This is a genomic window from Bounagaea algeriensis (genome assembly GCF_054491375.1).
The window spans coordinates 4,316,810-4,343,561 of sequence record NZ_CM137102.1; the positions used below are offsets into that span (position 1 = coordinate 4,316,810).

25 protein-coding genes are annotated in these 26,752 nt (G+C 71.5%); 13 read left to right on the forward strand and 12 right to left on the reverse strand.

Translation table 11 applies throughout. The annotated features are described in order from the left end of the window. The first annotated feature begins 18 nt into the window (after positions 1 to 18). The 5 genes from ACVGV2_RS19740 to ACVGV2_RS19760 all read left to right on the forward strand — a co-directional run bounded on the left by ACVGV2_RS19740 (position 19) and on the right by ACVGV2_RS19760 (position 3,463). Entirely contained in the window at positions 19 to 615 is a 597-nt protein-coding gene (locus tag ACVGV2_RS19740; RefSeq protein ID WP_459163834.1) for a hypothetical protein, read from the forward strand. Continuing rightward, positions 608 to 1,033: a DUF2000 family protein gene (locus tag ACVGV2_RS19745; protein ID WP_459163835.1), complete on the forward strand. Its 426-nt coding sequence runs from the start codon at positions 608 to 610 to the stop codon at positions 1,031 to 1,033. The genes ACVGV2_RS19740 and ACVGV2_RS19745 overlap by 8 nt, the downstream gene beginning before the upstream one ends. Positions 1,034 to 1,229: 196 nt before the next feature. Beyond that, the gene (locus ACVGV2_RS19750) at positions 1,230 to 1,646 is read left to right on the forward strand and encodes a Fur family transcriptional regulator (RefSeq protein ID WP_459166064.1); all 417 of its coding nucleotides are present in this window, start codon (positions 1,230 to 1,232) and stop codon (positions 1,644 to 1,646) included. Beyond that, positions 1,643 to 2,785, forward strand: coding sequence for a CAF17-like 4Fe-4S cluster assembly/insertion protein YgfZ (gene ygfZ / locus ACVGV2_RS19755; protein ID WP_459163836.1), 1,143 nt, complete (start codon positions 1,643 to 1,645; stop codon positions 2,783 to 2,785). Before ACVGV2_RS19750 ends, ygfZ begins: the two co-directional genes overlap by 4 nt. Positions 2,786 to 2,908: 123 nt before the next feature. Further along, positions 2,909 to 3,463 (forward strand): RsiG family protein, encoded by a 555-nt coding sequence (locus ACVGV2_RS19760; RefSeq protein ID WP_459163837.1) that lies wholly within the window; start codon positions 2,909 to 2,911, stop codon positions 3,461 to 3,463. A gap of 35 nt (positions 3,464 to 3,498) precedes the next feature. Here the strand turns inward: ACVGV2_RS19760 and ACVGV2_RS19765 are convergent, their stop codons facing one another. Next, positions 3,499 to 4,359 carry a hypothetical protein gene (locus tag ACVGV2_RS19765; protein WP_459166065.1) on the reverse strand — a complete coding sequence of 287 codons (861 nt, stop codon included), beginning with the start codon at positions 4,357 to 4,359 and terminating at the stop codon, positions 3,499 to 3,501. Between the two features lie 386 nt (positions 4,360 to 4,745). Here ACVGV2_RS19765 and ACVGV2_RS19770 point away from each other — a divergent pair, with 386 nt between their 5' ends. From ACVGV2_RS19770 to ACVGV2_RS19780, 3 genes are all read left to right on the forward strand, one after another. Then, entirely contained in the window at positions 4,746 to 4,928 is a 183-nt protein-coding gene (locus ACVGV2_RS19770) for a DUF3073 domain-containing protein (RefSeq protein ID WP_459163838.1), read from the forward strand. A 377-nt stretch (positions 4,929 to 5,305) separates the two neighbouring features. Next, the gene (locus ACVGV2_RS19775) at positions 5,306 to 5,896 is read left to right on the forward strand and encodes a hypothetical protein (protein WP_459163839.1); all 591 of its coding nucleotides are present in this window, start codon (positions 5,306 to 5,308) and stop codon (positions 5,894 to 5,896) included. A 53-nt stretch (positions 5,897 to 5,949) separates the two neighbouring features. Continuing rightward, a complete protein-coding gene (locus tag ACVGV2_RS19780; RefSeq protein WP_459163840.1) occupies positions 5,950 to 6,639 on the forward strand; it encodes a DUF305 domain-containing protein in 690 nt (229 codons plus the stop codon). A 321-nt stretch (positions 6,640 to 6,960) separates the two neighbouring features. Here the strand turns inward: ACVGV2_RS19780 and purM are convergent, their stop codons facing one another. From purM to ACVGV2_RS19810, 6 genes are all read right to left on the reverse strand, one after another. Further along, the gene (purM, locus tag ACVGV2_RS19785; protein ID WP_459163841.1) at positions 6,961 to 8,073 is read right to left on the reverse strand and encodes a phosphoribosylformylglycinamidine cyclo-ligase; all 1,113 of its coding nucleotides are present in this window, start codon (positions 8,071 to 8,073) and stop codon (positions 6,961 to 6,963) included. 121 nt (positions 8,074 to 8,194) lie between these two features. Beyond that, complete coding sequence (gene purF, locus ACVGV2_RS19790) at positions 8,195 to 9,781, reverse strand: amidophosphoribosyltransferase (protein ID WP_459163842.1); 1,587 nt, start codon at positions 9,779 to 9,781, stop codon at positions 8,195 to 8,197. A 175-nt stretch (positions 9,782 to 9,956) separates the two neighbouring features. After that, positions 9,957 to 10,364, reverse strand: a complete 408-nt coding sequence (locus ACVGV2_RS19795) for a sterol carrier family protein (protein WP_459163843.1) — start codon at positions 10,362 to 10,364, stop codon at positions 9,957 to 9,959. Positions 10,365 to 10,597: 233 nt separating this feature from the next. Further along, positions 10,598 to 11,434, reverse strand: a complete 837-nt coding sequence (locus ACVGV2_RS19800; RefSeq protein ID WP_459163844.1) for a helix-turn-helix transcriptional regulator — start codon at positions 11,432 to 11,434, stop codon at positions 10,598 to 10,600. Between the two features lie 270 nt (positions 11,435 to 11,704). Then, on the reverse strand, positions 11,705 to 12,877 hold the full coding sequence (locus ACVGV2_RS19805; protein ID WP_459163845.1) for a S8 family peptidase: 1,173 nt from the start codon (positions 12,875 to 12,877) through the stop codon (positions 11,705 to 11,707). Positions 12,878 to 13,423: 546 nt separating this feature from the next. Beyond that, complete coding sequence (locus tag ACVGV2_RS19810; protein WP_459163846.1) at positions 13,424 to 13,861, reverse strand: PRC-barrel domain-containing protein; 438 nt, start codon at positions 13,859 to 13,861, stop codon at positions 13,424 to 13,426. 208 nt (positions 13,862 to 14,069) lie between these two features. Between ACVGV2_RS19810 and ACVGV2_RS19815 the strand changes: the two genes are divergently transcribed. Further along, the gene (locus ACVGV2_RS19815) at positions 14,070 to 14,642 is read left to right on the forward strand and encodes a type VII secretion system-associated protein (RefSeq protein ID WP_459163847.1); all 573 of its coding nucleotides are present in this window, start codon (positions 14,070 to 14,072) and stop codon (positions 14,640 to 14,642) included. 58 nt (positions 14,643 to 14,700) lie between these two features. Beyond that, entirely contained in the window at positions 14,701 to 16,572 is a 1,872-nt protein-coding gene (locus tag ACVGV2_RS19820) for a glycoside hydrolase family 15 protein (RefSeq protein WP_459163848.1), read from the forward strand. A 101-nt stretch (positions 16,573 to 16,673) separates the two neighbouring features. Here ACVGV2_RS19820 and ACVGV2_RS19825 read toward each other — a convergent pair whose 3' ends face one another. Next, positions 16,674 to 18,938, reverse strand: coding sequence for a putative bifunctional diguanylate cyclase/phosphodiesterase (locus ACVGV2_RS19825; protein WP_459163849.1), 2,265 nt, complete (start codon positions 18,936 to 18,938; stop codon positions 16,674 to 16,676). A gap of 500 nt (positions 18,939 to 19,438) precedes the next feature. Between ACVGV2_RS19825 and ACVGV2_RS19830 the strand changes: the two genes are divergently transcribed. After that, complete coding sequence (locus ACVGV2_RS19830; protein ID WP_459163850.1) at positions 19,439 to 20,260, forward strand: lysozyme; 822 nt, start codon at positions 19,439 to 19,441, stop codon at positions 20,258 to 20,260. A gap of 86 nt (positions 20,261 to 20,346) precedes the next feature. Here ACVGV2_RS19830 and purL read toward each other — a convergent pair whose 3' ends face one another. The 3 genes from purL to purS are packed head-to-tail and all read right to left on the reverse strand — an operon-like array spanning position 20,347 to position 23,545. Next, positions 20,347 to 22,638, reverse strand: coding sequence for a phosphoribosylformylglycinamidine synthase subunit PurL (purL, locus tag ACVGV2_RS19835; RefSeq protein ID WP_459163851.1), 2,292 nt, complete (start codon positions 22,636 to 22,638; stop codon positions 20,347 to 20,349). Further along, on the reverse strand, positions 22,635 to 23,309 hold the full coding sequence (gene purQ, locus ACVGV2_RS19840; protein ID WP_459163852.1) for a phosphoribosylformylglycinamidine synthase subunit PurQ: 675 nt from the start codon (positions 23,307 to 23,309) through the stop codon (positions 22,635 to 22,637). The genes purL and purQ overlap by 4 nt, the downstream gene beginning before the upstream one ends. Then, on the reverse strand, positions 23,306 to 23,545 hold the full coding sequence (purS, locus tag ACVGV2_RS19845) for a phosphoribosylformylglycinamidine synthase subunit PurS (RefSeq protein WP_459163853.1): 240 nt from the start codon (positions 23,543 to 23,545) through the stop codon (positions 23,306 to 23,308). Before purS ends, purQ begins: the two co-directional genes overlap by 4 nt. A 752-nt stretch (positions 23,546 to 24,297) precedes the next feature. Here purS and ACVGV2_RS19850 point away from each other — a divergent pair. Continuing rightward, the gene (locus tag ACVGV2_RS19850; RefSeq protein ID WP_459163854.1) at positions 24,298 to 24,951 is read left to right on the forward strand and encodes an MBL fold metallo-hydrolase; all 654 of its coding nucleotides are present in this window, start codon (positions 24,298 to 24,300) and stop codon (positions 24,949 to 24,951) included. A 3-nt stretch (positions 24,952 to 24,954) separates the two neighbouring features. Here ACVGV2_RS19850 and ACVGV2_RS19855 read toward each other — a convergent pair whose 3' ends face one another. Continuing rightward, positions 24,955 to 25,845 (reverse strand): phosphoribosylaminoimidazolesuccinocarboxamide synthase, encoded by an 891-nt coding sequence (locus ACVGV2_RS19855; protein WP_459163855.1) that lies wholly within the window; start codon positions 25,843 to 25,845, stop codon positions 24,955 to 24,957. 104 nt (positions 25,846 to 25,949) lie between these two features. On the opposite strand from ACVGV2_RS19855, the gene ACVGV2_RS19860 reads away from it, so the two are divergent. Next, positions 25,950 to 26,630 (forward strand): TenA family protein, encoded by a 681-nt coding sequence (locus tag ACVGV2_RS19860; protein ID WP_459163856.1) that lies wholly within the window; start codon positions 25,950 to 25,952, stop codon positions 26,628 to 26,630. Positions 26,631 to 26,752 lie beyond the last annotated feature (122 nt).

Sequence of the window (26,752 nt, forward strand, 5' to 3'; positions counted from 1 at the left end):
ATTCTGGGAGGAACGACGATGACGACGCGAACAATTCCCCAGGCATCGTACCGAACTGAACTCCCCGTCGATTACCGGTACGGCACGGTGGTCACCCTCGCTGACGAGTCCCAGGGGCTCACCTGCAGCGTGGCCGTGGCCTCCGAGCATTTCCGGGGACGGGCGCAGAACCTGCAGGGGTTCCCGTCCTTCGAAATGGCCGCCCAAGAGGTCAAATCCGGCAGATCCGAGGTGCTGCTCGTCCCCGCCGCCTACCCCGAGATCCGGACGTTCTTCTTCGACCGCGCTCTCCGAGCCGCCGACACGTTCCTGGCCACGTTACCGGACATGGTTCTCATCGCCTCGGACGGAGGTGCGTCCAAGGAGTACGAACGGCTTTACCACCACCCCGCCACCACCCGGCTGCTGAGCGATCTGCCGCTCTCCTTCCGCGAAGCGGTTCCCGTGACCTCGAACACCCTCGCGGGAGCTAAACTCGCTGCGGCGGAAGAAGAATCGCTGGCCATCACGAACCGGCTGGTGGCCGACCACCACGGTCTGCGGCCGCTCCAAGTGTTGGCACAGGGGGAGAGCATGGCGTTCGTCGTCTTCGAAAGGTACTGCGGTGATGACTGATCCCCAGGTTCTGCGCACGGCCATCGCAGTCCCCAAGAGCCTGGAGGCCGGGGCAGTTGCCAATGCGGCGGCGATCGTCATGGGGCAGCTTTCGCTGTTGGCCGAAGACCTGTACGAGCCGGACGGTGTACCTGGTCCCGGCGGGATCCGGCACGCGGGAATCCGGAACAACGTCGTGATCCTCAAAGGCAGGCAGGGCCAGCTCGACACCCTGGCCGACGCGGCGGCGCTGTCCGGCGAGGTCGTGCACGTCGCCTTCACCGAGCTCGGGCGCCGTTCGAGCAACAGCTTCGCGGAGTACGAACGAGCTCTGGGAGAAGCGGCTCACGAGGATCTCGCACTGGTGGCGGTCGGCATCGCAGGACCGGACGGGGCGGTGCGCGACATGACCAAGAAGCTCAGCTCCTACTCCGGATAAGGCCGGCATCCCCGTGACCACCGAGGACGCCTGCCGGAGGCCACCCGCGTCCCGCTCGCCCCTGCCCGCTGCCGGGTAGGATCGGCACAGGTGAAGCCGGCGAGCACAGGAGCAGGCAGTGCGGGATTCACAACCGGCGACGGAACGTCCGGTGCGCGAGAAGGGCGGGCTCCGGAGCACGCTGCACGAACGCGGCATGCGCATGACACCGCAGCGGCAACTCGTGCTGGACGCCGTGCGCGAACTCGGCCACGCCACCCCCGAACAGGTGTGCCGACGGGTGCAGGGCAGGGCCGCCACGATCAACATCACCACGGTGTACCGGGCCCTGGACCTGCTCGAGGAGATCGGTCTGGTGCAGCACACGCACCTCGGCCACGGCGCCCCCACCTACTCCGCCGAGGACCACGAGCACGTCCACCTGGTCTGCCACCGCTGCGGGGCGGTCGACGAAGTCCCCTGCGAGACCATGGACGCCCTGGCCAGGACGCTGGACAGCGAGCGCGGATTCGCCCTGGACGCCACGCACATGGCCCTGTCCGGCACCTGCCGGGACTGCCGCACGCCCGGCCGAACCGAGAACGCAAACGACCCCGGCCAGGAGCAAGCATGACCTCTCCGCTGCTGCAACAACCGGGCGCGGTCCCGGCACCCGACGACTCGCCGGACGCGGGGGTGCCCTGGCACTTCGGCGACCCGTTCGCCGAGCAGCGCACCGCCACGCGCGGCGCCGTCGTCATCGACCGCTCCCACCGCGAGGTGCTGGCCGTGACCGGGCAGGAACGGCTCAGCTGGCTGCACCTCGTGCTGTCCCAGCACCTCACCGAACTCCCGGACGGCCAGGGCACCGAGACGCTCGTGCTGGACACCCAGGGCCGCATCGACTGCCACATGGTGGTGGCCCACCACGACGGGGTCGTGTACCTGGACACCGACCGCGGTGCCCGCGCCACCAGCGCGCTGCCCAGCGTCGACGGGGCGACCACCCAGCCGCTGCTGGACTACCTGGAAGCGATGCGGTTCTGGGCGCAGGTCGAACCGCGCGACGTCACCGACGAGTTCGCCGTGCTCACGCTCATGGGGCCGGACGTGCCCGAGCGGCTCGGCGCGTTCGCCACCGCGCCCGCAGCCGACTACGGCGTCGTCGGCCTGCCCGGGGGCGGCTTCGCCCGGCGCGTGCCCTTCCGCGGGCTGTGCGTGGTGGATCTCGTCGTGCCGCGCGAGCAGCACGAAGCCTGGTTCACCGCGCTCACCGACGCGGGAGTGCGGCCGTCCGGAACGATGGCCTACGAAGCGCTGCGCGTGGAAGCGCTGCGGCCGCGGGTCGGCTTCGACACCGACGAGCGGGCCATCCCGCACGAGCTCAACTGGATCCACGTCGCCGCGCACGTCGCCAAGGGCTGCTACCGCGGCCAGGAAACCGTGGCCAAGGTGCACAACGTCGGCAAGCCACCGCGGCAGACGGTGCTGCTGCACCTCGACGGGTCGGTGGAGATCCAGCCGGAGATCGGCGACCCCGTGCACCAGGGGGAGCGCCGGGTGGGCCGCGTCGGCAGCGTCGTGCAGCACCACGAGCTCGGCCCGGTCGCCCTGGCGCTGATCAAGCGCAGCATCACCGCCGACGCGGAGCTCACCGCGGGCGACGCCGAGCAGGAGCGGGCCATGGCCGCCGCGATCGACCCGGACTCGGTGCCGCCGGACACGGGCGAACCACCGGGCCGGATCGCCGCGCAGAGCGTGAAGGGCCGGTGAGCGCGCATCCGTCCACCGCACGGGTGACAACGTCCCCCTGGGCGAATCGCGTTCGGGATCGCGTCGTTGTGCCACCATGCGCAGCGACGCCCCCACCGCCACGAGCCACCGGAGGATGAGCAGTTGATCGAAGTCCGGCCGGGTGGACGACGCCGAATCGACCGCGTGCTCTCCCCGGACTACACCGACGGGATGCAGCAGTGCGATCTCGCCGCCGTCCGCGAGCTCCGCGACGAGGCGGCGCAGGAGGAGACCGACCTGTCGTACCTGCGGCGCATGCTGCACGCGCGCATCGACATCGTGCTCGCCGAGCAGCGGCGGCGCGCCGAGGGCGGCAGCACCTCGGTGGTCGAGCAGCTCACCGCGATCCTGTCCGACAACGCCGTGGGCCCCGCCGCCGGCTCCGGGCGCTACCAGTCGATCGAACCCTCGCGCGTCGAGGCGCACCGGCGGCACGTCGAAGCACTGCTGTCCGATGTGGACCTGTCCGACGTGACCTCGTTACCGGACGCGACGCTCGGTGAAGCTCTGCGCGCGTACCGGGCCGAGGAGGACTCGGTCTCGCAGCGCCGCCGCGAGGTGCAGGACGTGGTGGACCGGGTCAACGAGGAGATCGCCCACCGCTACCGGGAAGGTGCCGCATCGGTGGACGCGCTGCTGGCCGAGCACGAGGACTGACCGGACCGGGGCCGGGCGCAAGACCGGCGAGGGGCTCAGTTGCGCCGCTCACGCGCGGCGTACTCGGCCCAGAAGTCCCGCAGCTGCTCGTAGCGCTCGCTGACCTCGTCGCTGTCGCCGGCTTCCATCGCGTCGAGGATGGCGTGCACGTCCTCCGCCGAGGAGTCGGAGTCGACGACCTCGTCGGTCATCATCCGCACCAGACCGCCGTAGTCCAGTTCCACCGCCGAGTGCGGGTGGAAGTGCTCCAGCCACTTGCCCGTCTCCTTGAGCACCCGGGTGGGGCCTTCCTCGCCGAGGGACTGCTCGCACACCGAGTGCGCCCGTGCGACGCGCCGCCGGGCGTCGGCCATGGCCGTGTGCCAGTACACCCGCCGGCGGTCGTCGCGGGAGACGATGCTCCGCTCGTTCGGGTCGATCAGCGCGAACCACGGCAGCGGGATGCTCCACGTCGACGACAGGATGTGCACCACCGAGTCGGACAGCTCGTTGACCACCGCGCTCGCGCGCGCCTTGGCCTGCTCCGGTGAGATCGGCATCGTCGCCGTGCGCAGCGGCTGCTCCGCGGAGTCGAGGAAACCGACCAGCGCCGCGGCCGCGCGGCCGCGCAGGTCGAGCGGGCACACCAGCGGCTCGGGGCCGACGGTGGCGCTCGGCCCGCTGGGCACTTCCGCCGCGTCCAGCGTGAGCACGGGTTCGCGGGCGTCAGCGCCGGGCAGCAGCTGCGGAGGCATCGTCAGCTGGGTGCGCAGCCACAGGCGCTGCTCGACCTTGCCCGCGTCGACCGGGTCCACAGCGCCTCGCTCGAGGGCGGCCACCGCCCGTTCCCGCTGCGACTCGCCGAGGGCGGACACGGGTTCGTACACCCTCAGGTAGGCGACGAACGGCTCTGACACAGCGAGCATGGTGCCATGATCCGGCGCGGCCGTGCCGACCGGCCTCCGCGACTGCGCCGACCCGCCTCCGCGACTGCACCGACCCGCCTCCGCGGCCCCTGCGGGAGCGATCCCCGGCCCGCAGCCGGCCCCGTGTGAAGCGGCGCGCCAGCGGTGGCCCGCCGACGCGCCGAGCTCTTATGGTCGTTGTGCGGCATCGGCCGAGTTCACGGCTGCGCGAGCGAGCGGAGTGATGTGTCCCTCACGACACGGCCGCTCGCGGAGGGGCACCACGTCGCGTAGAACCGGCTCGGCACGGTACGGTAGTTACAGGAAAAGTTGTCGAGAACAAGCGGGGCCGACGTTCCCCTGTCCGCCCCGCACACCCTGCGCGAGGGGGTCGAGCCATGGGGCGCGGCCGGGCTAAGGCCAAGCAGACGAAAGTGGCCCGCGAGCTTAAGTACAACTCCCCCGCCGTGGACATCGATGCGCTGCAGCGAGAGCTGTCCGCACAACAGTCCGGCGAGTGGTCTGACGAGGACCGCGACGACCCGTACGACGACGGGTACGACGACTACGACCGGCGCTGACACATCCCAGCTCCCGAGCGCGCGACGCGCCCGCGTCGTGCGCTCGGTGTGGTGTGTGTCAACCGGGCGTGCACCGGCCCGACGTGGCGGCGGGAGGCCGGTACAGCTCGCGGGTCTTAGCACGTTCGACGTGAGTGGCGTTGCCGATGGGACGGCAACGCCGCTCACGTCTGTTCGACGCGCAGCCGCCGTCCAGCGGCCACCGGACGACGGCCGCCCAGCGGCCACCGGACGACGGCCGCCCGGCGGCCGTTCGACGCACCTGCGCGGGAGCCGCGCAGCACCGCGGTAGTCGAGTTCACGGCGTTGCGCGTGCTGTGCGACTACCCCGCGGGGGTAGCATCGTCATCGGCACCGGAAACGGCGGAGGTGACGCGATGCGGCAGGTCGCGCTGCGTGCAGCGATGCTGCTGCTCCTCCCGTTCGGCATGGTGCTCATGCACCAGGTGCCGCTGCCCGCGCTGCCGGGGGCTCACGCGAGCCCCGCAGCGTCCCAGCACGGCGACACCCCGACCGCGGCGGTCCCGCATGCCGCAGCACCGGATGCCGCAGCACCGGATGCCAGCTCGCCTGAAGCCGGGGCGACGCACACCGGGGCGGGCGCGCACGAGGGTCGCCAACAGATGGCCGCGCACCCGACCTCCGCTCACTCGACCTCCGGGAACCCGAACCCGGCGCATCAACTTTCCGCGCAGCAGCTCTCGGGACAGCAGACCTCCGCACAGCAGTTCTCGGGGCAGCAGTCGCTCGGGCCCCAGGACGACGCCGAACACCACGGGGCGGGCTGCGGATGGCTGCTGCACCTGTGCATGGCGGTGCTCACCGCGGCACTCGGGATCTTCGCGCTGCGCGGCCGCGGCGTACGCGTGGTGCCGCAGCGCGGGACGCCCGCGGCGCGGTCCCCGCGCGTGCTGAGCAGGCCACGTCCACCGCCGCACCCGTACGTGCTGTGCGTGCTCCGCCTGTGAGGACGTCGCTACACCCGGAACGACCAGCGACGACTTCACGGACAAGGAGCACGATGCGTTCTCGAACCCGTTTGCCGCTCGTGGCGGCACTCGCAGCGGCGGCCCTGCTCGGCACCGCCTGCACGAACGAGGACACCTCGCACCCGCCCGAGCACAACCCGGGTGCCTCGGCCGAGGTGTCCCCGGCCGACGTGACTTTCGCGCGGGACATGGTGCCGCACCACGAGCAGGCCGTGGAGATGGCCGATCTCGTGCCGGAACGCACGGACGACCCCGCCATGAGCGACCTGGCCGAACGGATCCGGCAGGCGCAGCAACCGGAGATCGACCAGCTCGAGGGCTGGCTGGACGAGTGGAACGCCGCCGAGGACGCGCCGCAGCAGGGCGAGCCCGCCGAACCCGAGGGCGGCCAGCACGGCGGGCACGACTCGGGCGAGGCCAGCGGTGACCACGGCTCCAACGGCGGGCACGGCTCCAACGGCGGGCACGGCTCCAACGGCGGGCACGGCATGCACGGCATGATGAGCGAAGCCGACATGGCCGAGCTGGAGCAGGCCTCCGGCGCCGCGTTCGACCGGATGTGGCTGGAGATGATGATCGAGCACCACCGCGGTGCGGTCGACATGGCCCGGTCCGAGCTGAACGGCGGGAGCCACCCCGGTGCTCGGAAGATGGCTCAGGAGATCATCGACAGCCAGCGGGCCGAGATCGACGAGATGCGCGGCATGCTCGACGCGAGCTGACGCGCAGCGCCTCCGCCCGGAAGAGCGCGACCGGGTCGGGTGCGGATGACACGATCCGCACCCGACCCGGCTCGCACCTCACCAAGCGTGCCGAACGCCCACCAGGGCTTGTTTCGTCGTCATCCGAGCAACGACAGTGCGCGGGTTCTCAGCGTTTTCCTGGCGAGGACGGTCCCGAGGATGCTCCTTTTTCCGCTGTTCGGGGCGGGTGGTCGGGGGAAGCTGGGAGTAGGTGGCTACATGAGGAGGGGCACCCGCAGTCCAGGGAAGCGCTGAGGTTCCGCTACCGGCCTCGCTACGCAAACCACATTTGAAACATTCCTAGAACCGGGGGTGGTCACCGCGCAGGACCACGCGGTCCCCCTCCGCGGCTTCGGCCACGCTCGGCTCCTTGGCCACCTCGCCGAGCACGTACGCCGGGGTGTGCCGCGCGGTGAGCACGGCCAGCGCGCGGTCCACGTCCTCCGCGGTGACGACCGCGAGCATGCCGACGCCCATGTTGAACGTCGCTTCCATCTCCGCGCGTTCGACCCGGCCGCGCTGGGCGATCAGCCGGAAAACCGGATCGGGCGTCCAGGCGCCCCGGTCGAGCACGGCGGTGAGGCCGGCGGGCACGACCCGCCCGAGGTTCGCGGCGAGTCCGCCGCCGGTGACGTGCGCGAAGGTGCGCACGTTGGCTTCCGCGGCCAGCGCGAGGCAGTCCTTGGTGTAGATCCGCGTCGGTTCGAGCAGCTCCTCGCCGAGGGTGCGGCCGAACTCCTCGACGTGTCCGTGCAGCGGCATCCGCGCGGTCTCCAGCAGCACGTGGCGGGCCAGCGAGTACCCGTTGGAGTGCAGGCCGGAGGCACCCATGCCGATGACCACGTCGCCGGGGCGCACCCGGTCGGGGCCGAGCAGCTCCTCGGCTTCGACGACGCCCACGCCGGTGGCGGAGAGGTCGTACTCGCCCTGCCCCATCATCCCCGGGTGCTCGGCGGTCTCCCCGCCGAGCAGGGCGCAGCCGGCCTGCACGCAGCCTTCCGAAACGCCCTTGACCAGGTCCGCGATGCGCTGCGGGTCGACCTCTCCGGTGGCGATGTAGTCCTGCAGGAACAGCGGCTCGGCGCCGCAGACGACGAGGTCGTCGACGACCATGGCGACCAGGTCGATGCCCACCGTGTCGTGCACGTCCATGGCCTGGGCCACGGCGAGTTTCGTGCCCACGCCGTCGGTGGACGAGGCGAGCACCGGTTCGGTCCACCGGTCGAGTTTGAGTTGGAAGAGGCCCGCGAACCCGCCGAGCGATCCGCGCACCTCCGGACGCGTGGCGCGCTCGGCCCACGGACGCATCTGGGAGACGGCCTCGTCGCCGGCTTCGATGTTCACCCCGGCCGCCGCGTACGTGGCGTTCGAGTCTTCGGATCGGGCAGACCCAGCGAGCAGGTCTTCGGACACGACTAGCTCCACATCCTGGTGCGTTGTGCAGTGGTGTGCGTTGTGCAGTTCACCGGACGGGTAGCACGAACCGCGCCGCGCGGAACACCCGCGCGGAGCCGCGCACGGCCGTCCGGACGGGTCACGGCCGTCGAACGGCCTCGTGCGCTCCGTATCCGCTCGACTGCACCGGTTCGGCCTCGTCGGAGACGCCGCGTTCGGCGCCGTCCATCGACTCCAGCAGGTGCTTGCCGAGCTGCGCCTCCTCCGGCAGCGGGATCGGGTACTGCCCGTCGAAGCAGGCCATGCACAGCCGGTTGGCCGGCTGTTCGGTGGCGGCGACCAGCCCGTCGGTGGAGATGTGCCCGAGGCTGTCCGCCCCGAGCGAGCGGCGCACCCCTTCCATGTCCGTCCCGTTGGCGATGAGTTCCGCGCGGGAGGCGAAGTCGATCCCGTAGAAGCAGGGCCACTTCACCGGTGGCGAGGCGATCCGCACGTGCACTTCCAGCGCGCCGGCCTCGCGCAGCATGCGCACCAGCGAGCGCTGGGTGTTGCCCCGCACGATCGAGTCGTCGACGACGACGAGGCGCTTGCCGCGGATCACGTCCCGCAGCGGGTTGAGCTTCAGCCGGATGCCCAGCTGCCGGATCGTCTGCGAGGGTTCGATGAACGTCCGGCCGACGTAGGAGTTCTTCACCAGCCCGTTGCCGAACGGCAGGTCGGATCCGCGGGCGTAGCCGACGGCGGCCGGGGTGCCCGATTCGGGCACGGGGATGATCAGGTCGGCTTCGGCGGGGTGCTCTTCGGCGAGGCGGCGCCCGATCTCCTCGCGGGTGGCGTGCACCGAGCGGCCGGCGATGCTCGTGTCCGGGCGGGCGAGGTAGACGTACTCGAACACGCAGCCCTTCGGGTTGGGGTTGGCGAAGCGCTGCGAACGCAGCCCGCCCGAGTCGATGGCCAGCAGTTCGCCCGGTTCGACCTCGCGGACGAAGGACGCGCCGACGATGTCCAGCGCGGCGGTTTCGCTGGCGACGACCCAGCCGCGTTCCAGCCGGCCGAGCACCAGCGGGCGCACCCCGTGCGCGTCCCGCGCGGCGTAGAGGGTGGACTCGTCGCAGAAGACCATGGAGAAGGCGCCGCGCAGGGTGGGGAACAGCTCCATGGCGGCCTGCTCCATCCCCTGGTCCGCGGCGTTGCGCGCGAGCAGCGCGCACACCAGGTCGGTGTCGCTGGTGGCGCGGTTGCCGCTGGTGTGCGGCGCCGAGGTGTTGCCGGGCTCGGTGTCGGCACCGCGCACGCGGTCGAGCAGCTCGCCGGTGTTGACCAGGTTGCCGTTGTGCCCCAGCGCCAGGCCGGTGCCCGCGGCGGTGGTGCGGAAGGTGGGCTGGGCGTTCTCCCAGCTGGCGCCGCCGGTGGTGGAGTAGCGCGCGTGCCCCACGCCGACGTGCCCGTTGAGCGCGGACAGCGTCTGCTCGTTGAACACCTGGCTGACCAGGCCGAGGTCCTTGTACACGAGCACCTGGGAGTCGTCGCCCACGGCGATGCCCGCGGCTTCCTGACCCCGGTGCTGCAGGGCGTAGAGACCGTAGAAAGAGAGCTTCGCGACTTCTTCGCCGGGTGCCCACACGCCGAACACGCCGCATTCCTCGCGGGGAACGTCGGGCTGCTCGTGTCGGCTCTGGGGGTTCGGCTCGGGCGGGGCTGACGTAGCAGACTGGTCGGTGACCACCGAAAAAACTCCTTGCGGACGGAGCCCGAGTTACATCCGAAGTGTAATCAGCGCTCGGCGGGTCCGTATGCCCCGGCGCGACGTGGGGGGCGTCTCATCTCGTGCCGCCGACCTCGCCGGCACCGGTGTGGCGAGCGAGTCCGGATGTAGCCGGTGTGCCGTTGTGCGCATCGGTTCAGCGTTCGCGCGGGTGCGCCTGCTCGGCGTCCACCCGCACCAGCGGGAAGTACCCGGACACGTCGGCCCGCGTCCCGGACGCGGTCAGCACCCCCGCACCGAGGGCCTCGTCCCAGCTCAGCAAGCCCGTGGCGAGCCGCAGCCAGGTGCGGGCGTCCGTTTCCACGACGTTCGGCGGCGTCCCGCGCGTGTGCCGGGGTCCCGCCACGCACTGTACGGCGGAGTGCGGAGGTACGCGTACCTCCACGGTGTTGCCGGGGGCGATCTGCGCGAGCGTGCGCAGGCTCAGGCGCACGGCGGAGGCGACGGCCGAGCGCGGCACCTCGGCGTCCGGGTCCGCCAGCCACGGTGCGACCGATTCGGCTGCGCTGCGGAGTTGCTCGGGGTCGACGCGGCGAGCGGGCACGCCCCGAGCGTACGAGGCGGGGCGACCAGCGCGCCCGCGCCCCGGACCTCGCGCCCCGGCTCTCGAGCACCCCCGGGGGGTGTGTACATTTCTCGAGAAACGTGCACACCGCTGGTCAGGGCTGCGGCGCGGGCGCACGGCCGGCCCCCGTACGGTCGGCCCTCCGCACGGCCGGCCCTCCGCACGGCAAGCCCGCACGGACGGCCCTCACAGCCAACCCTCACAGCTGGCCCTCACAGCCAGCCGAGCTTGACCGCCTGCATGCCCGCCTGGAACCGGGTTTCCACGCCGAGCCGGGCGACCAGGTCCCGCACCCGCCGGTGCGCCGTGCGCGGGCTGTAGCCCATGAGCCGGCCGATCGTCTCGTCCGTGGCCCCCGAGGCCAGCAGTGACAGGATCCACCGCTCCTCGTCCGTGGGATGCATCTCCCCGGCCAGCTCGTGCTCACCGGTGAAGGGCGCGGCGAAGCGCCACATGTCGTCGAAGATCTGGCCGAGCGCGGCGAGCATCGCCGAGCCGCGGACGACGATGGAGCTCTCCACGGCGGATTCGCTGAGCATCAGCGGCATCAGCGCGACCTCGTCGTCGATGACGAGGAGTTTCGTCGGCGCCATGTGCAGCACCCGCGCCTGCTCGCCCTGGGAGACGAGCTTCGTGGTGATGTCCAGCTGCGGTGGCCGGGCCAGCGCCGCGCGGTCGTAGAGCACCTGGTAGCGCACGCCTTCGGCGAGCTTGCGCGACTCGAGGGAGTCGAGCGTGCTCGTCGCCGAGTACGGCGGCTTGGCCACGCCCCGGACGCGGTGCGCGGCGTGCAGTTGCAGCTCGTAGGCCACGCAGCCGATGCGCTTCGCCCCCTGCACCACCTGGATCACGCCGTTGCCGGCGACCTTGCGCACCGGCTCCCGGGCGGCTGGCGGACCGCTGCGCTCCGCGTCGAGCCCCGCATCGGGCTCGGCGTGCAGCGCCGGGGCCCCGCCGCGCCTGCCGGCGGGGACGGCGGCGCCCACGCCCGCCGCACTGCCGGGGCCGGGCGACCTCTCGGCGGGAGGCAGCCTCTCAGCTCCGGACATCCCGCACACCCCCTCGTCGACGCCGCGACCGCGCCGAACGCGATTGCACGAACACCCGCGGCCACGCCTCCCCCGGCGACGATCACCGCAGGAACAACGTAATCCGCGCGTCCGCCCGCCGGAACCGCATTCCGCCGGAAGACACTCCGTTGTTCCCGGAATGCCACCCGACGGATCAATCGTCTCGGCTGAACGAGCGATGGCGGAATGCGCGCGAAGAGAAAGCGGACCCCTTCCGGAGAAAGGGGTCCGCTTTCGTTCTCAACGGTTTCACAGATCGCCGATCTGCAGCAGGTCGGCGACCGTGCCCTGCGGCGCGCCCTGGATGACGCCGCTGGAGGCCTGGCCCTCCAGCGCGGAGATCACGTCCGCGGGTGCGGCGCCCGGGTTGGCCTGCAGGTGCAGCGCGCCCACACCGGCGACGTGCGGGCTGGCCATGGACGTGCCGCTCAGCGTGTCCGTGCCACCGCCGGGGACGGTGGAGACGATGTCCACACCGGGGGCGTAGCCGTTCACCGCCTCGCCGAAGTTGCTGAACTGGGCGTGGTTGTCCTGGTCGTCGGAAGCCGCCGTGGTGTACACGCCCTCGGCGCGGGAGGGGGAGACGTTGCCGGCGTCCTGGCTCTCGTTGCCGGCCGCGACGGCCAGGAACACGCCGGAATTCACCAGCGAGGTCGCCGCTTCGTCGAGAGCCGGGTCCGCGGGGCCGCCGAGCGACATGTTCGCCACGGACGCGCCCTGGTGGTTCTGCGCCACCCAGTCCATGCCCTCGATGATGTCCTCGGTGGTGCCCTGGCCCTGGTCGTTGAGCACCTTCACACCGACGAGATCGGTGCCCTTGGCCACGCCGTAGGTGTCGCTGCCGATCGTGCCGGCCACGTGCGTGCCGTGGCCCTGGCGGTCCACACCGTCGCCGCCGGTCGCGTCGTAGCCGATCTCCGCGCGCCCGCCGAAGTCGGGGTGCTCGGGGTCGATGCCGGTGTCGATGATGTAGGAGGTCACGCCCTGGCCGTCACCGTTGGGGGCGTAGTTGCCGTCCAGCGGCAGTTCCGGCTGGTCGATCCGGTCCAGGCCCCAGGAGCCGGTCTGCTGGCCCGTGGGCGGTTCCACCTGGATGCTGTAGCTCTGCGAGATGTTCTGGACCTTGTCGTTGTGGCGCACCCGGTCGAGTTCCGCGGCGTTCAGCTGGGCCGAGAAACCGTTGAGCGCTTCTTCGTAGGTGTGCCGCGCGTCGACGCCGAGCTCTTCGGCCACCCCCTGGGGTGCGACGCCGTCGTTCAGGTTGACGATGAACACGTTGGAGGCGCTGGACGGACTCTGCGCCTGCGGGTGCAGCTTGAGCGGGGCGGGGTCGCCGTCGCCAGCTGCGTTGGCCGGAGCACCGGCGAGCGCGAGCGCGGCGGCGGCCACGCTGGCCCCGGCTCCAGTGAGCAGCCTTCTCATGTCCCCTCCTTGAGCACCGCCCCTGGCGAAGCGGTTCTCGACGGTGTTGCAAGCCGGAACGTAACCGGGCTGATCGCGGCCACGGGCGGAATTGGCGTGTTTGTGCCACCCGATCCGGTGATCGTCAGCACGCTTTCCGGCGAGTGGGCTAATCCTCGGACGGAAAATCGGTCAAAAACGGAAAAACAACCACCGAATGCGCGGATTGCGCCCGAATTGCGCTGCACCCCATTGCGCTGCACCGACCCGCACCCCGTTGAGCTGCGCCCCCTGCGGCGGTCCCGCCGCACGCACGGGCCTGCCGATCGGCGCGGACGCGTTCGCCCGCCCGGCCCGCCGCTGCACGGGCGAACTCCACTCTCCCGGGTGGACGTCCGGTGCCGGGTGGAGCCCGGGCGCCGGGTGGACTGCGAGCACCGGGTGCGCTGCGGAAACCGAACGGCGGTCGAAGCCGCCTGCCCGGCACGCAGGCCCGTGCGCACGGCCGAGCAGCGCACCAACGGGCAGCGCGCCGAGGCTCAGGTCTCGACGCTCAGGTCGCAGCGCTCAGGTCACACCGGACGGTCGCCGTAACCTCGCCTGCACCTGCGCCACGTACTTCCGAGCGGAATCGCTGTCGATGTGCCCGTCCAGCACCGGCTCGGTCTCGCGCTGCTGCGGCACCAACCCGTGCGAGCGGCCGTAGTACAGGTACAGCACCCGCTCCTGGGCGAGGGTGAGATCACCCGCGGACAGATCCATCCGCGGCGCACGCCGCACCGCCGACTTGCTCACCGCGACGGTGAGCGTGTCCCCGTCGAAAGCCGCACCGTCCAGCGGCACGAAGCTCTCGTTCGTCCCGAACAGACCAGTTTGGACAGCGATCCAAGTCGGCTGCTCGGTCCTGTCGTCCAGGAAGAACTGACCGACGATGCCGACCCGGTGACCCGCCGGGTCGAACACCTCGCAGCCGTACAGCCGCAGCGCCTCGCTCTGCCCGATCATGCTGACTCCCCCCGTCCGGCCCGCACTGGCCCCAGTCTGCCCGCCGCGCCGCACCGCGGCATGCCGCAGGTGGTGTGTTCCAGCACCGCGCGGGAATCACGCACCGTCCACTCACCACAGTTGGTGAACCGGAACGGCAAGCGGGCACACTCGAACGGCCGAGCCACCGCCCGGCCGACTGACGAACCGCGTCCCACCGGGAGCGAGCATGCCGCACAGCCCTCCGATCACCGATGCGATGCGCGCCTACGCGCGCGAGCACCCCGACAGCTGGCTGTACCTCGTCGACCCGGCCTACCAGGAAGACCCCGACCCACCGCCGCACGCCGTGCTCGGCGCGTACCGCATCCGCCCCGACGGCGCGGTCGACGAGCGGTTCCACGCCAACGACGCCTACCGCCCCTCGGAACTGGCCTCCGCGCGGCTGGAGCCGAGCACCGCACTGGAACGCGTCCTGCTGCGCATCTCCGACGGCCGCAGCGCTGAGGACGCGCTGCCCGCCGCCGTGCTGGACGACCAGGTGCTGCTGTACGCGGCCGCACCGGCCGACACCACCGTCTACACCGCGGAGATGTCCGACGGCACGCACCTGGTGCCCGCCTGCACCTCGCACGCCCGCGTGCCGACCTTCTGGCCCGCCTGCCGCCCCGTGCCCGGACACGCCCTGCCGGCCCTGCTCAACGGCCACGACCTCGGGCTCAACCTCGACGACCCGATCCAAGCGGTGATCCCGTACCGGCGGCTGCGCGAGGCGGCCGAAACCACCCGCCCCAGCAGCTGACGGCCGCAGGGCGCGATCCACCCGGCCGCCGGTTGCCCGCGTGCCTACTCTCGTGGCGATGACGTCCGATCAACCTGGCGGTCCCGCCCCGATCGAGCACTACGCCCTGCTCGGCGACCTGCGAACGGCGGCACTGGTCAGCCGCGACGGGTCGATCGACTGGCTGTGCCTGCCGCGGTTCGACTCCCCGTCGTGCTTCAGCCGCCTGCTCGGCACCCCGGACGACGGGCACTGGCGGATCGCCCCCACCGGCGAGATCCGCTCCGTCGAGCGCGCCTACCGGGACGACACGCTCGTGCTCGACACCGACATGCACACCGACCACGGCAGCGTCCGGATCACCGACTGCATGCCGCCGCGGCAACCGCGCGAGAACGGCCCACCCTGCGTGATCCGCACGGTCACCGGGCTGCGCGGCAGCGTCGAGATCCGCATGGACTGGGTGCTGCGGTTCGCCTACGCCGACTCGATGCCGTGGGTGCGCCGCGTGCACCGAACCGACCCCCGGCCCGACGAGTACATCCTCGCCGTCGCCGGCCCGCACTCCGTCGTGCTCCGCGGCGACGTGCTGCCCCGCCCCCGCTCCGGCAAACGCGCGCACGAGCTCGCGCTCACCGTGCGCGAAGGCGAGCAGCGCACGTGGAACATGCAGTGGTCCGACGACCCGGACCAGCTGCCCACCCCGCCCGCGTCGAGCACCGCCATCGACGACACCGTGCGCTACTGGCGCGACTGGAGCGAACGCCTCGCCTACACCGGCCCGCACCGACGGGCCGTCCGCCGCAGCCTGATCACGCTCAAAGCGCTCACCTACGCGCCCACCGGCGGCATCATCGCCGCCCCCACCACCTCGCTGCCCGAATCCCTCGACGGCGACCGCAACTGGGACTACCGCTACTGCTGGCTGCGCGACGCCACGTTCGTGCTGCTCGCGCTGGAGAACTCCGGCTGCCAGGACGAAGCCCTGCACTGGCGGCAGTGGCTGCTGCGCAGCGTCGCCGGCGACCCCGGTGACCTGCAGGTCACCTACGGCGTGGGCGGCGAGCGGCACCTGCTGGAGTGGCAGGTCGACTGGCTGCGCGGCTACCAGGGGCACGGCCCGGTGCGCGTCGGCAACGACGCCCACCGGCAGCGCCAGCTCGACGTCTACGGCGAGATCCTCGACGCGCTGCACTTCGCGCGGGAACGCGGCCTCCACGAGAGCGAACCCTCCTGGGCGCTGCAACGCGGCATCCTGCGGCACATCGAACAGGTGTGGAACGAACCCGACCACGGCCTGTGGGAGGTGCGCGGCCCCGCCCGCCACTTCACGCACTCGCGCGTGATGCTGTGGGTGGCCTTCGACCGGGCCGTGCGCGCCGTCGAGGAGGACGGCCTGAGCGGACCGGTCCAGCACTGGCGCGAGCTGCGCGAGCAGCTGCACGCCGAGGTGCTGGAACACGGGTGGAACCCGGAGCTCGGCGCGTTCACCCAGTACTACGGCGGCACCGAACTCGACGCGGCGACCCTGCTCATCCCGGCCGTGGGCTTCCTGCCCGGCGATGACGACCGGGTGCGCAGCACCGTCCGCGCCGTGCAGCGGCGGCTGCAACGCACGAGCGGCCTCGTCGACCGCTACGCCACGAGCGGCCCGCGCTCGCACGAGGTCGACGGGCTCGCCGCCGACGAGGGATCGTTCCTCGCCTGCTCGTTCTGGCTCGTCGACGCGCTCGTCACCATCGGCGCGCGCGACGAAGCGACCGAACTGTTCGACCGGCTCGTCGGGCTGTCCAACGACCTCGGCCTGTACTCCGAGGAGTACGACGAGCAGGCCGGCCGGTTCACCGGCAACTACCCGCAGGCGTTCACGCACCTGGCGCTGGTGAACTCGGCGGCGATGCTGCACGGGGGCATCGCCCGCAACCAGTCCGACCGCCGCCGGCACGCCTGATGGGGGAGTCCGCGGGGTTGCCCGGCGTAGCGGGCCAGGTGGTGGGGCCTCCGGCGAGGCCTCGCTGCGGAATCAGCGATATCGACTAGCCACGCGGGTGTTCACGGGGCACCGGGTTTGCGGTGCTCGGCGATGAACTCGCGCAGGCCCTCCGCGCTGCACGGGCGGGCGAAGAAGTAGCCCTGCCCCGTTTCGCAGCCGATGCTGGTCACGCGACGCGCCTGCGCGTGCGTCTCCACCCCCTCGGCGGTGACGGTCAGCCCGAGCGTGTGCGCCAGGTCCACGAGGGTGCCCACCAGCCGCGCGTCCACCGGGTCGGCGCGTTCCGCATCGCGCAGGCCCTCCATGAACGAGCCCGCGATCTTGAGTTCGTGCACCGGCAGGTGCCGCAGGTAGGTCAGGTTCGAGTAACCGGTGCCGAAGTCGTCGATCGCGATGCGCACGCCCATGTCGGACAGCGCCCGCAGCGCCTCCAGCGGCTTGTCCGCGGTGCTCATGACCGCGCTCTCGGTCACTTCCAGCTGCAATCGCGCGGGATCGAGCCCGGTCTCGGCGAGGATGCCGACCACGTCGTCGAGCAGTCCGGGGTCGCGCGTCTGCCGCACGGCGAGGTTGACGCTCACGAACGGCGCGGCCGTGCCGAAGGTGTGGTGCCACTGCTGCGCTTCCAGGCACGCCTGCCGCAGCACCCAGCGCCCGAGGGGGACGATCAGCCCGGTCTCCTCGGCCAGCCCGATGAACTTGTTCGGGCCCAGGCGTCCCAGTTCGGGGTGCTGCCAGCGCACGAGCGCCTCGGCGCCGACGACGTCGACCTCCCGCAGGCCCATCAGCGGCTGGTACTCCACCCGGAACTCGCCGTTCTCCAGGGCGGCGGGCATCCTCGCGGACAGGTGGAACTGCGCCACCTCGGTGGCGTTGCGCTCCGGGTCGAACAGGGCCCAGCGACGTTTGCCGTCGGCTTTCGCCCAGTACAGCGTCACGTCGGCGTCCCGCATGAGTTCGGAGGCCGACTGGCCGCCGAGCGGGCGCTCCACGATGCCGATGCTCGCGGAGATCGACAGCTCGTGCCCGCCGATGCGGATGGGCGCCGCCAACGCCTCCAGCGCCGCGTCGGCGTACTCGATGGCCTGTTCGGTGCCGGTGGAGTTCTGCACGAGCAGCACGAACTCGTCGCCGCCCATCCGCGCGACGAGGCAGCCACCCTCGGCGCTGCCGCCGTGCACCGCCGCGCGGATGCGCTCGCCGACGGCGATGAGCAGCTCGTCGCCGACGTGGTGGCCGAGGCTGTCGTTGATGACCTTGAACCCGTCGAGGTCCATGTAGCACAGCGCGATCCGCTCGTCGGGCTCGTGATCGGTGATCACCGCGTTGATCCGGTCGAGGAACAGCGCCCGGTTCGGCAGCGCGGTCAGCGGATCGTGCATCGCCTGGTGCCGCAGGCGCTCCTGCAGTTCCCGCTGCTCGGTGACGTCCTCGACCATGATCACCTGGTACAGCGGGAAGCCCTGCTCGCCGCGCACCAGCGAGACGATCACCTCGGTCCACACGACCCCGCCGTCGGGTCGCTCGAACCGCTTCTCCACCCGGTACTGGTCGCGTTCGCCCAGGACGAGCTGGTCGTACCAGTGCTCCAGGCCCGGCGTCTCGGCAGGGCGCACCAGGTCGGACAGGGACATCGCGTGCAGCTCCTCGTCCGAGCGGTCGAGGATGCGCCGCAGCGAGCCGTTGCTTTCGAGCAGCTGGCCGCGCATGTCGGCGATGCCGATGCCGAGCGCGGCTTCGCTGAAGATCGCCCGGAAACGGGCCTCGCTGGTGCGCAGCGCCTGCTCCACCGCGTCGCGCGCGTCGAGCACGGCCTGCCGGATGGCTTCCTGCTCGTCGAGGGTGCGTTTGCGGGAGGCCTGCAGAAAGCCCGAGCAGACCGCCCCCTGCAGTTCGGCGACGCGGTCGGGCACCTCTCGGCGCGGCCCGGCGGTTCCGGCGCGCTCACCGGGAGCTGCCTCGGGCTGGCCGTGCTCCGCCTCGGGCTGGCCGTGCTCCGCCTCGGGGTCGATCAGCGCGGGGAAGTCGGTGCCCAGCAGCTCGACGGTGCGGGCCAGCGAGTGCGAATTGGTGAAGTGCGCCCCGACGAGGTCCGCGCCCACGTCCTGCGCGGCACGCGTGTCCACCGGGTCGGCGAGCACCGCGTCCACGAGGCGGTCGGTGAAGGCGTGCAGGCGCTCGGCGACCTCGGAACCGGTCATGGGCACGTAGCTGGTGCTGAGCACCTGCTGCGCCCACTTCGTGGCGAACCGCTCGCGCTCGGCCCGGCTCACGTGCGTCGCCACCTCCCAAGCGTGGACCGCGGGCGCCGTCCTGCGGGGCATGCGGGGGGCGCCTCTCCACTCGTCGTTGCCAGGGCCGTCTTCACGGGGCCGCCTTCGCGGGGTCGTCTTCACGGAGCCATCTTCACGGGGCCGCCTTCGCGGGGCCGTCTTCTCGTGGAGCATACGACCGTGCTGCCTCAGCGTCGACCACGAACAGCACTCGCTGTAATCAATGCAACCCGACGCAGGCGGAGTATCCTCCGATCACCGCATTCATTCGTCACTCTGCGCGTCAACACGTCCGCTCGGGCGCCGCGGCTCAACCGACGACTGCGCACCCCGCTGCGCAGGGACGAGAACCGATCACGCCCGTCCGCGGCCACGCATTCCGCGGGCGGCCCAATCCGCCGGAACGCCGCTTCCGATTAGACCAATGTGGTCAAAAGTTAACACACGTACTGCTCAACACCCGCTGCATTGCCCACACTTTTGAGGAAGGTTCATGATCGCTAACTGAAGCCGAGGCCCGCATGCACACCACTCGCCGCCCACGTTCCACAATGTCCACTCTCGGCATCGCCCTCAGCACCCTCGCCCTGACGTTCGCCCCCGCAGCCGCGGCCGCGCCCCACGAACCCCCGCAGGCCTCGGACTCCACCCGCGGCGCACCGCAACAACCCGGACCGGGCGAGCGCGGGCACGAGCTCGGATCGCAGATCAACCGGCACGAAGGCGGCTCCGACGGGCGCAACGCCCCCGCCCCGAACAAATCCACAGTGGAGGGAATGGACGTCAGCGGGCACCAGGGTGACGTGTCCTGGCAGTCCTGGTGGGACAAGGGCAAACGGTTCACCTACGTCAAAGCCACCGAAGGAACCGGATTCCGCAACGATCACTTCGCCCAGCAGTACACCGGATCGGCCGACGTCGGCATGATCCGCGGCGCCTACCACTTCGCGCTGCCGAACGTGTCCACCGGCGCCCAGCAGGCGGAGTTCTTCGTGAACAACGGCGGGGGCTGGTCCGCCGACGGACGCACCCTGCCCGGCGTGATCGACCTGGAGTACAACCCCTACGGCGAGACCTGCTACGGCATGACACCGCAGCAGCTCGGCGCCTGGGTGCGGGACTTCAGCACGACCTACCAGGAGCGCACCGGCAGGCACCCGGCCATCTACACCAGCGCCAGCTGGTGGAACAACTGCGTGTCCGGCGACTTCTCGGGCACCAACCCGCTGTGGGTGGCGCGCTACAACGACCAACCGGGGCAACTGCCGGGAACGTGGTCGCACTGGACGTTCTGGCAGTACACCTCCAGCCCGCTGGACCAGAACCGGTTCAACGGGACCCACGAGCAACTCGTCCAACTGGCCAACGGATGAGACCGACGCTCGAGGGCCGGGCGCCGCGCGGCGCCCGGCCCTCGAGCGTCGCAGCAGCTCGTCGGTGCTGGCGGAACGCCCGCCGCTCAGCCGAACAGCGCCGGCAGCGTGCCCTCCCAGGCGGAGCGCAACTCGTCCAGCGGAATCTCGGCCACGTCCTGCACGGCCAGGCTGGACGAACCCGCGTCGGCGACGCCGATCCGCTGCCACGGCATCCCGCGCGCCGTGCACATGTCGGTGAACCGGGGCTCCTCGCTGCGCGGCACGGAAACCAGCACCCGCCCGGCGGATTCGGAGAACAACCACACGAACGGGTCGGCTTCCTCCGGCAGCAGCACGCGCGCCCCGCACTCGCCGATGAGCGCCGTCTCCACCAGCGCCTGCGCCAATCCGCCCTCGGACAGGTCGTGCGCAGCGGCGATCATGCCGTCGCGCGAGCCGGCCGCGAGCACGTCCGCCAGCTCCCGCTCACGCGCCAGGTCCACCGCGGGCGGCGTGCCGCCGAGGTGGCCGTGCATCACGCGTGCCCACTCGGAACCGCCGAACTCCTCCTTCGTCTCACCGAGCAGGATCAGCGTCTCGCCGCCCTCACCACCGATCCCGGTGGGGATGCGCCGCGTGACGTCGTCGATCGTGCCGAGCACGCCGACCACCGGTGTCGGCAGGATCGGCGTCGCCCCGGTCTGGTTGTAGAAGCTGACGTTGCCACCGGTCACCGGGACGCCCAGCTCCTGGCAGCCGTCCGCCAAACCGCGCACGGCCTGCTGGAACTGCCACATCACCGCCGGGTCCTCGGCGGAACCGAAGTTCAGGCAGTTCGTCACCGCCACCGGCGTGGCCCCCGTGGCGGCCACGTTGCGGTGCGCCTCCGCCAGCGCCAACCGGGCGCCCTTGTACGGGTCGAGCCGGGTGTAACGGGCGTTGCAGTCGGTGGACACGGTGATGCCGCGGCCGGAGTCCTCGTCCATGCGCAGCATTCCGCCGTCCGCGGGCTGGGCCAGCACCGTGTTGCCGCGGACGTAGTGGTCGTACTGCGAGGTGACCCAGTCCCGCGAGCACAGGTTCTCCGAGGCGGCCATCCGCAGCAGCGTCTCCCGCAGCTGCTCACCCGTGGACGGGCGCGGCAGCGTGTTCGGGTTGTCCGCGGTGATCAGGTCCTGCTCCGCCGGGCGGCTCAGCGGCCGCTCGTAGACCGGGCCGTGGTGCGCCACCGTGCTCGGCGGCACGTCGACGACGCATTCGCCCTGCGCGTGGATCTCGAGGTTCTCCCCGTCGGTGACCTCGCCGATCACCGTCGCCGGCACGTCCCACTTGCGGCAGACCTCGAGGAACTCCGCCACCCGGGCGGGTTCCACGATCGCGCACATGCGCTCCTGCGACTCGCTGGAGAGGATCTCGGCGGCGTTCATGCCCGCGGCGCGCAGCGGCACCGCGTCCAGGTCGACGCGCATCCCGCCGTCACCTGCCGAGGCGAGCTCGGAAGTGGCGCAGGACAGGCCGGCGCCACCGAGGTCCTGGATGCCGACGACCAACCCCGAGCGGTACAGCTCGCGGCAGCACTCGATGAGCACCTTCTCGGTGAACGGGTCGCCGACCTGCACGCTCGGCAGCTTCTTGCGCCCCGAGGACGTTTCGTCGCCGGAGAAGGTCTCCGAGGCCAGCACCGACACGCCGCCGATGCCGTCCAGCCCGGTGCGCGCGCCGAACAGGACGACCTTGTTGCCCGCGCCCGTGGCGTGCGCCAGGTGCAGGTCCTCGGTCTTCATCACGCCGATGCACATGGCGTTGACCAGCGGGTTGCGCGCGTAGGACTCGTCGAAGACGACCTCGCCGCCGATGTTCGGCAGCCCCAGGCAGTTGCCGTAGCCGCCGACGCCGGCCACCACACCGGGCAGCACCCGCTTGGTGTCCTCGGCCTCGGCCGGGCCGAACCGCAGCGGGTCGGCCACGGCCACCGGGCGCGCGCCCATCGCCATGATGTCGCGGACGATGCCGCCGACACCGGTCGCCGCACCCTGGTACGGCTCCACGTAGGACGGGTGGTTGTGGCTCTCCAGCTTGAACGTGACCGCCCAGCCGTCGCCGATGTCGAGCACGCCGGCGTTCTCGCCGATGCCCGCGAGCATGCGGCTGCGCATCTCGTCGGTGGTGGTCTCGCCGAAGTGCTTCAGGTGCACCTTCGACGACTTGTAGGAGCAGTGCTCGCTCCACATCACCGAGTACATGGCGAGCTCGGCCTCGGTGGGCCTGCGGCCCAGGATCTCCCGGATCCGCTGGTACTCGTCGTCGGCGAGCCCCAGCTCGCGGTACGGCTGGTCCACGTCCGGAGTGGACTCCGCGTGCCGCACGCTGTCCACGGTCGTCACGCTGTTGCTCACGCTGCCACCAGTGCGTCGAGAACGGACAGGAACAGACCGAGGCCGTCATCGGTCGGCCCGGTCAGCGGGTCGATCGCGTGCTCCGGGTGGGGCATCATGCCCGCGACGCGGCCCCGCGCGTCGCGGATGCCCGCGATGTCCCGGCGCGATCCGTTCGGGTTGTCCCCGACGTAGCGGAACAGCACCCGACCCTCGCCCTCGAGCTCGTCGAGGGTGGCGTCGTCGGCCACGTAGTTGCCCTCGCCGTGCTTGATCGGCACGAGCAGTTCGGCGCCGGCCTCGAAGCGGGTGCTCCAGGTGCTGGTGTTGTCCTCCACGCGCAGCCACTGGTCCCGGCAGACGTAGTGCAACCCCTCGTTGCGGGTGAGCACGCCGGGCAGCAGCCCCGCCTCGCAGAGCACCTGGAAGCCGTTGCAGACGCCGAGCACCGGCATCCCCCCGCGCGCGGCTTCGGCGACCTCGCCCATCACCGGGGCGAACTTGGCGATCGCGCCGCAGCGCAGGTAGTCGCCGTAGGAGAAACCGCCGGGCACGATCACGGCGTCCACGCCGCGCAGGTCGGCATCGGCGTGCCACAGCGGCACCGGCTCGGCCCCGGCCCGGCACACGGCGCGCCGGGCGTCCCCGTCGTCGAGCGTGCCGGGGAAGGTGATGACGCCGATGCTGCTCATGATTCCACCCGGCGCACGGCCCAGTCCTCGATCACCGGGTTGGCCAGCAGGGTCTCCGCGATCTGCTCGAGCGCGGCGTCGTCGACGGCATCGTCGACCTCCAACTCGAAACGCTTGCCCTGACGAACTTCGGACACGCCCTCGTACCCCAGCCGCGGCAGCGCGTTGGCCACCGCTTGGCCCTGCGGGTCGAGGATCTCCTGCTTCGGCATGACGTCGACAACAACTCGGGCCACGGGCGCAGCTCCGGTATCTGTGCTTTCCGCCGTCAGCGGATGGTGAGCTTTACCCGCAAAGAGTAACTGAGCAGGAGGTTCAGCTGACCCCGCGGGGGCGCCACTGCGGCCTGCATCACCCCACGTGAACAGGCCGAACCGGCGCACCGGCCACCCTGCAGCCACAACGCACCCACTCCGTCACGCACCGTGCTCGATCCTGCACCGACCCGCCTCACCTGGGGTGGGGACATTTCTCGAGAAAAGTCCGCGACTTTTCTCGAGAAACGTTCCCACCTCCTCTTCGGTGAGGCACTTGAAAGCCGCGCCGCGAGCCCCTGCTGGCCGTTCTGTCCCGTGCGGGGGCGGGGGCGGAATCCGGCAGGTTGCGGCGGCGCGGTTGGGCGCGAGTGCCGACCACGGCGGGTGCTGCCGCACCGGGCCGGACGTGCGAGGCTGGCCCCGCGGGATCGGCGGGCGCCGCGAGCCGCACCCCCGCGGGATCGGCGGGCGCCGCGAGCCGCATCCCGCAAGGGGCCGCGGCGAACCGCACCCCCGCAAGGGGCCGCGGCGAACCGCACCCCGGCAAGGGCCGCAGCGGCCCGCACCCCCGCAAGGGGACGCGGCGAACCGCACCCCCGCAAGGGGCCGCGGCGAACCGCACCCCGGCAAGGGCCGCAGCGGCCCGCACCCCCGCAAGGGGACGCGGCGAACCGCACCCCTGCAGGAGGGCCGCGATCCGTGACCCGAACCCCGAGCGCAGAGGAGGCGCAATGCGCATCACCCACTTCGGCCACGCGTGCGTCCTGGTGGAAACCGACGCCGCGCGCATCCTGGTCGATCCGGGCTCGTTCTCGCACGGGTTCGAGCAGCTGGGCGAGCTCGACGCGGTGCTGGTCACGCACCAGCACCCGGACCACGTGGACCGCGAGCGCCTGCCCGCGCTGCTCGAGGCCAACCGCGGCGCCCGCTTCGTCGTCGACGGGCAGACGGCCGAACAGCTCGCCGCCGAAGGCGTCCTGCCCGCAGGTGCTCCGGAAGCGGAACCCACCAGCCCCGGCACGTCCCTCGACATCGCCGGCACCGCGGTGCGCGTCGTCGGCGGCGAGCACGCGGTGATCCACCCGGACATCCCGCAGATCGCCAACATCGGCTACCTCTTCGACGACGGCGCCTTCTACCACCCGGGCGACGCGTTCCACGTGCCCGAGCAGCCCGTCGACGTTCTCGGCCTGCCCACCGGCGCTCCGTGGCTGAAGCTGTCCGAAGCGGTCGACTTCCTCCGTGCGGTGCACCCGCGTGCCGCCGTGCCCATCCACGAGGCCGTGCTGGCCGTGCCGCGGATGCACTACTCCATGTTCGAGGGCCTCGCCCCGGAGGGCACCCGCGTCACGCCGCTGGCGGCCGGCGTGCCCAGCGAGGTGTGAGCCTCACTCCGGTTCGAGCCAGTCGTCGAAGCTCTGCCCGGTGATCCGCTCGTAGGCCTCGACGTAGCGCCGGCGCGTCGCCGCCACCACGTCCTCCGGCAGCGGCGGCGGGGCCGCGCCCGAGTGGCGGTCCCAGCCGGACGCGGACGAGGTCAGCCAGTCGCGCACGTACTGCTTGTCGAAGGACGGCTGCGTGCGGCCCGGTTCGTAGTCCTCGGCGGGCCAGTACCGCGAGGAGTCCGGGGTGCACACCTCGTCGCCGAGCACGAGCCGGCCGGCCGCGTCCCGCCCGAACTCCAGCTTCGTGTCGGCCAGCACCACGCCCCGGCTGGCAGCGTGCTCCGCCGCCCGCCGGTACACCTCCAGCGTGGTGGCGCGCAGCCGCTCGGCCACGTCCGCTCCGAGCCGGGCGGCGACCTGCTCCATGCCCATGTGCTCGTCGTGCCCGCCCAGCTCGGCCTTCGTGGTGGGCGTGAAGATCGGCTCCGGCAGCTCCGCCGACTCGCGCAGCCCGTCCGGCAGCACGATGCCGCACACCTGCCCGCTGCTGCGGTACTCGGCCATGCCGGAACCGGTGATGTAACCGCGCGCGATGCACTCGACCGGCAGCATCTCCAACCGCCGCACCAGCAGCGCACGCCCGCGCACCTCGTCCGGGACGCGCTCGTCCTCGGCCGCGGCGAAGTGCGTCGGCACCAGGTCCGCCAGCAGGTTGAACCAGAACACGCTCATCGCCGTGAGCACGCGCCCCTTGTCCGGGATCGGCGTGTCCAGCACGTGGTCGTAGGCGGAGATCCGGTCGGAAGCCACCAACAACAGGTGGTCGTCGTCCACGGCGTGCAGCTGGCGTACCTTGCCGGCCGCGATCTGGGGGTAATCGGCGAGTGCAACCACACCGCGGATTTTCCCCCACCCCCGCGCAGGCGAGTGCGGTGGGCGGCGCCGCGGCCGTGGCAGGGTGGAGGCACCCTGGCGGCGCACGACACACGGAGGCACGCGTGACGGAGTCCCTCAGCACCTGGATGGCCGAGCGCAGCGAACCCGACTGGAGCGCGGTGATCCACCACCCGTTCACCGACGCCCTGTTCACCGGTGCGATGCCACCGGCGGTGATGCGGGGATACCTCGTGCAGGACTACCAGTTCGTCGACGACTTCGTGGCCCTGCTCGGCGCGGCGCTGGCCAGGGCCGACGGGTACTCCTCGCGCCTGGTGATCGCCCGCGCCATCGCCACCGTGACCAGCACGGAGAACACCTACTTCGAACGGGCCCTCGACGCGCTCGACGTGCCCGCCGACGACCGCAGCCACCCCGAGCTCGACGCGGCGACCAGCGCGTTCCGCGAGCTCATGGCCGACACCACCGAACGCGGCGGCTACTCCGAGGCGCTGACCGTGCTCACCGTGGCCGAGTGGAGCTACCTGGAGTGGGCCCGGCGCGCACCGGAGAGGCTGCCGGCGGACTCCGCCTTCAACGAGGGGGCCGTCAGCGAGTGGATCTGCCGTGAGTGGATCGCGCTGCACGACAACCCGGATTTCCGCCGGTGGGTCGAGTGGTTGCGCGCCGAACTCGACCGGGTCGGGACGGCCTTGGACGAACGCGAACAGGCCCACTGCCTGCGTCTGTTCCAGCGGGCCACCCGGTGCGAGAGGGACTTCTTCGACGCCCACTGGGGTTAGCGGGGCTGCGGTGGCTACTCAACGTCGAAGCTCCCGAAGTCGAAGCTCCCGAAGTCGAAGCTCCCGGAGTCGAAGCTCCCGGCGCGGGAGGAGCGCGCGAGGTTCCGCCGGGTGAGGAACTC

Coding starts and splice junctions, on each gene's coding strand:
- ACVGV2_RS19780 (WP_459163840.1), top strand. CDS start 5,950: ATGCGTTCTCGAACCCGTTTGCCGCTCGTGGCGGCACTCGCAGCGGCG.
- ACVGV2_RS19740 (WP_459163834.1), top strand. CDS start 19: ATGACGACGCGAACAATTCCCCAGGCATCGTACCGAACTGAACTCCCC.
- ACVGV2_RS19745 (WP_459163835.1), top strand. CDS start 608: ATGACTGATCCCCAGGTTCTGCGCACGGCCATCGCAGTCCCCAAGAGC.
- ACVGV2_RS19750 (WP_459166064.1), top strand. CDS start 1,230: ATGCGCATGACACCGCAGCGGCAACTCGTGCTGGACGCCGTGCGCGAA.
- ACVGV2_RS19830 (WP_459163850.1), top strand. CDS start 19,439: ATGTCCACTCTCGGCATCGCCCTCAGCACCCTCGCCCTGACGTTCGCC.
- ACVGV2_RS19815 (WP_459163847.1), top strand. CDS start 14,070: ATGCCGCACAGCCCTCCGATCACCGATGCGATGCGCGCCTACGCGCGC.
- ygfZ (WP_459163836.1), top strand. CDS start 1,643: ATGACCTCTCCGCTGCTGCAACAACCGGGCGCGGTCCCGGCACCCGAC.
- ACVGV2_RS19805 (WP_459163845.1), bottom strand. CDS start 12,877: ATGAGAAGGCTGCTCACTGGAGCCGGGGCCAGCGTGGCCGCCGCCGCG.
- ACVGV2_RS19770 (WP_459163838.1), top strand. CDS start 4,746: ATGGGGCGCGGCCGGGCTAAGGCCAAGCAGACGAAAGTGGCCCGCGAG.
- ACVGV2_RS19810 (WP_459163846.1), bottom strand. CDS start 13,861: ATGATCGGGCAGAGCGAGGCGCTGCGGCTGTACGGCTGCGAGGTGTTC.
- ACVGV2_RS19820 (WP_459163848.1), top strand. CDS start 14,701: ATGACGTCCGATCAACCTGGCGGTCCCGCCCCGATCGAGCACTACGCC.
- ACVGV2_RS19850 (WP_459163854.1), top strand. CDS start 24,298: ATGCGCATCACCCACTTCGGCCACGCGTGCGTCCTGGTGGAAACCGAC.
- purQ (WP_459163852.1), bottom strand. CDS start 23,309: ATGAGCAGCATCGGCGTCATCACCTTCCCCGGCACGCTCGACGACGGG.
- ACVGV2_RS19775 (WP_459163839.1), top strand. CDS start 5,306: ATGCGGCAGGTCGCGCTGCGTGCAGCGATGCTGCTGCTCCTCCCGTTC.
- ACVGV2_RS19800 (WP_459163844.1), bottom strand. CDS start 11,434: ATGTCCGGAGCTGAGAGGCTGCCTCCCGCCGAGAGGTCGCCCGGCCCC.
- ACVGV2_RS19825 (WP_459163849.1), bottom strand. CDS start 18,938: ATGCCCCGCAGGACGGCGCCCGCGGTCCACGCTTGGGAGGTGGCGACG.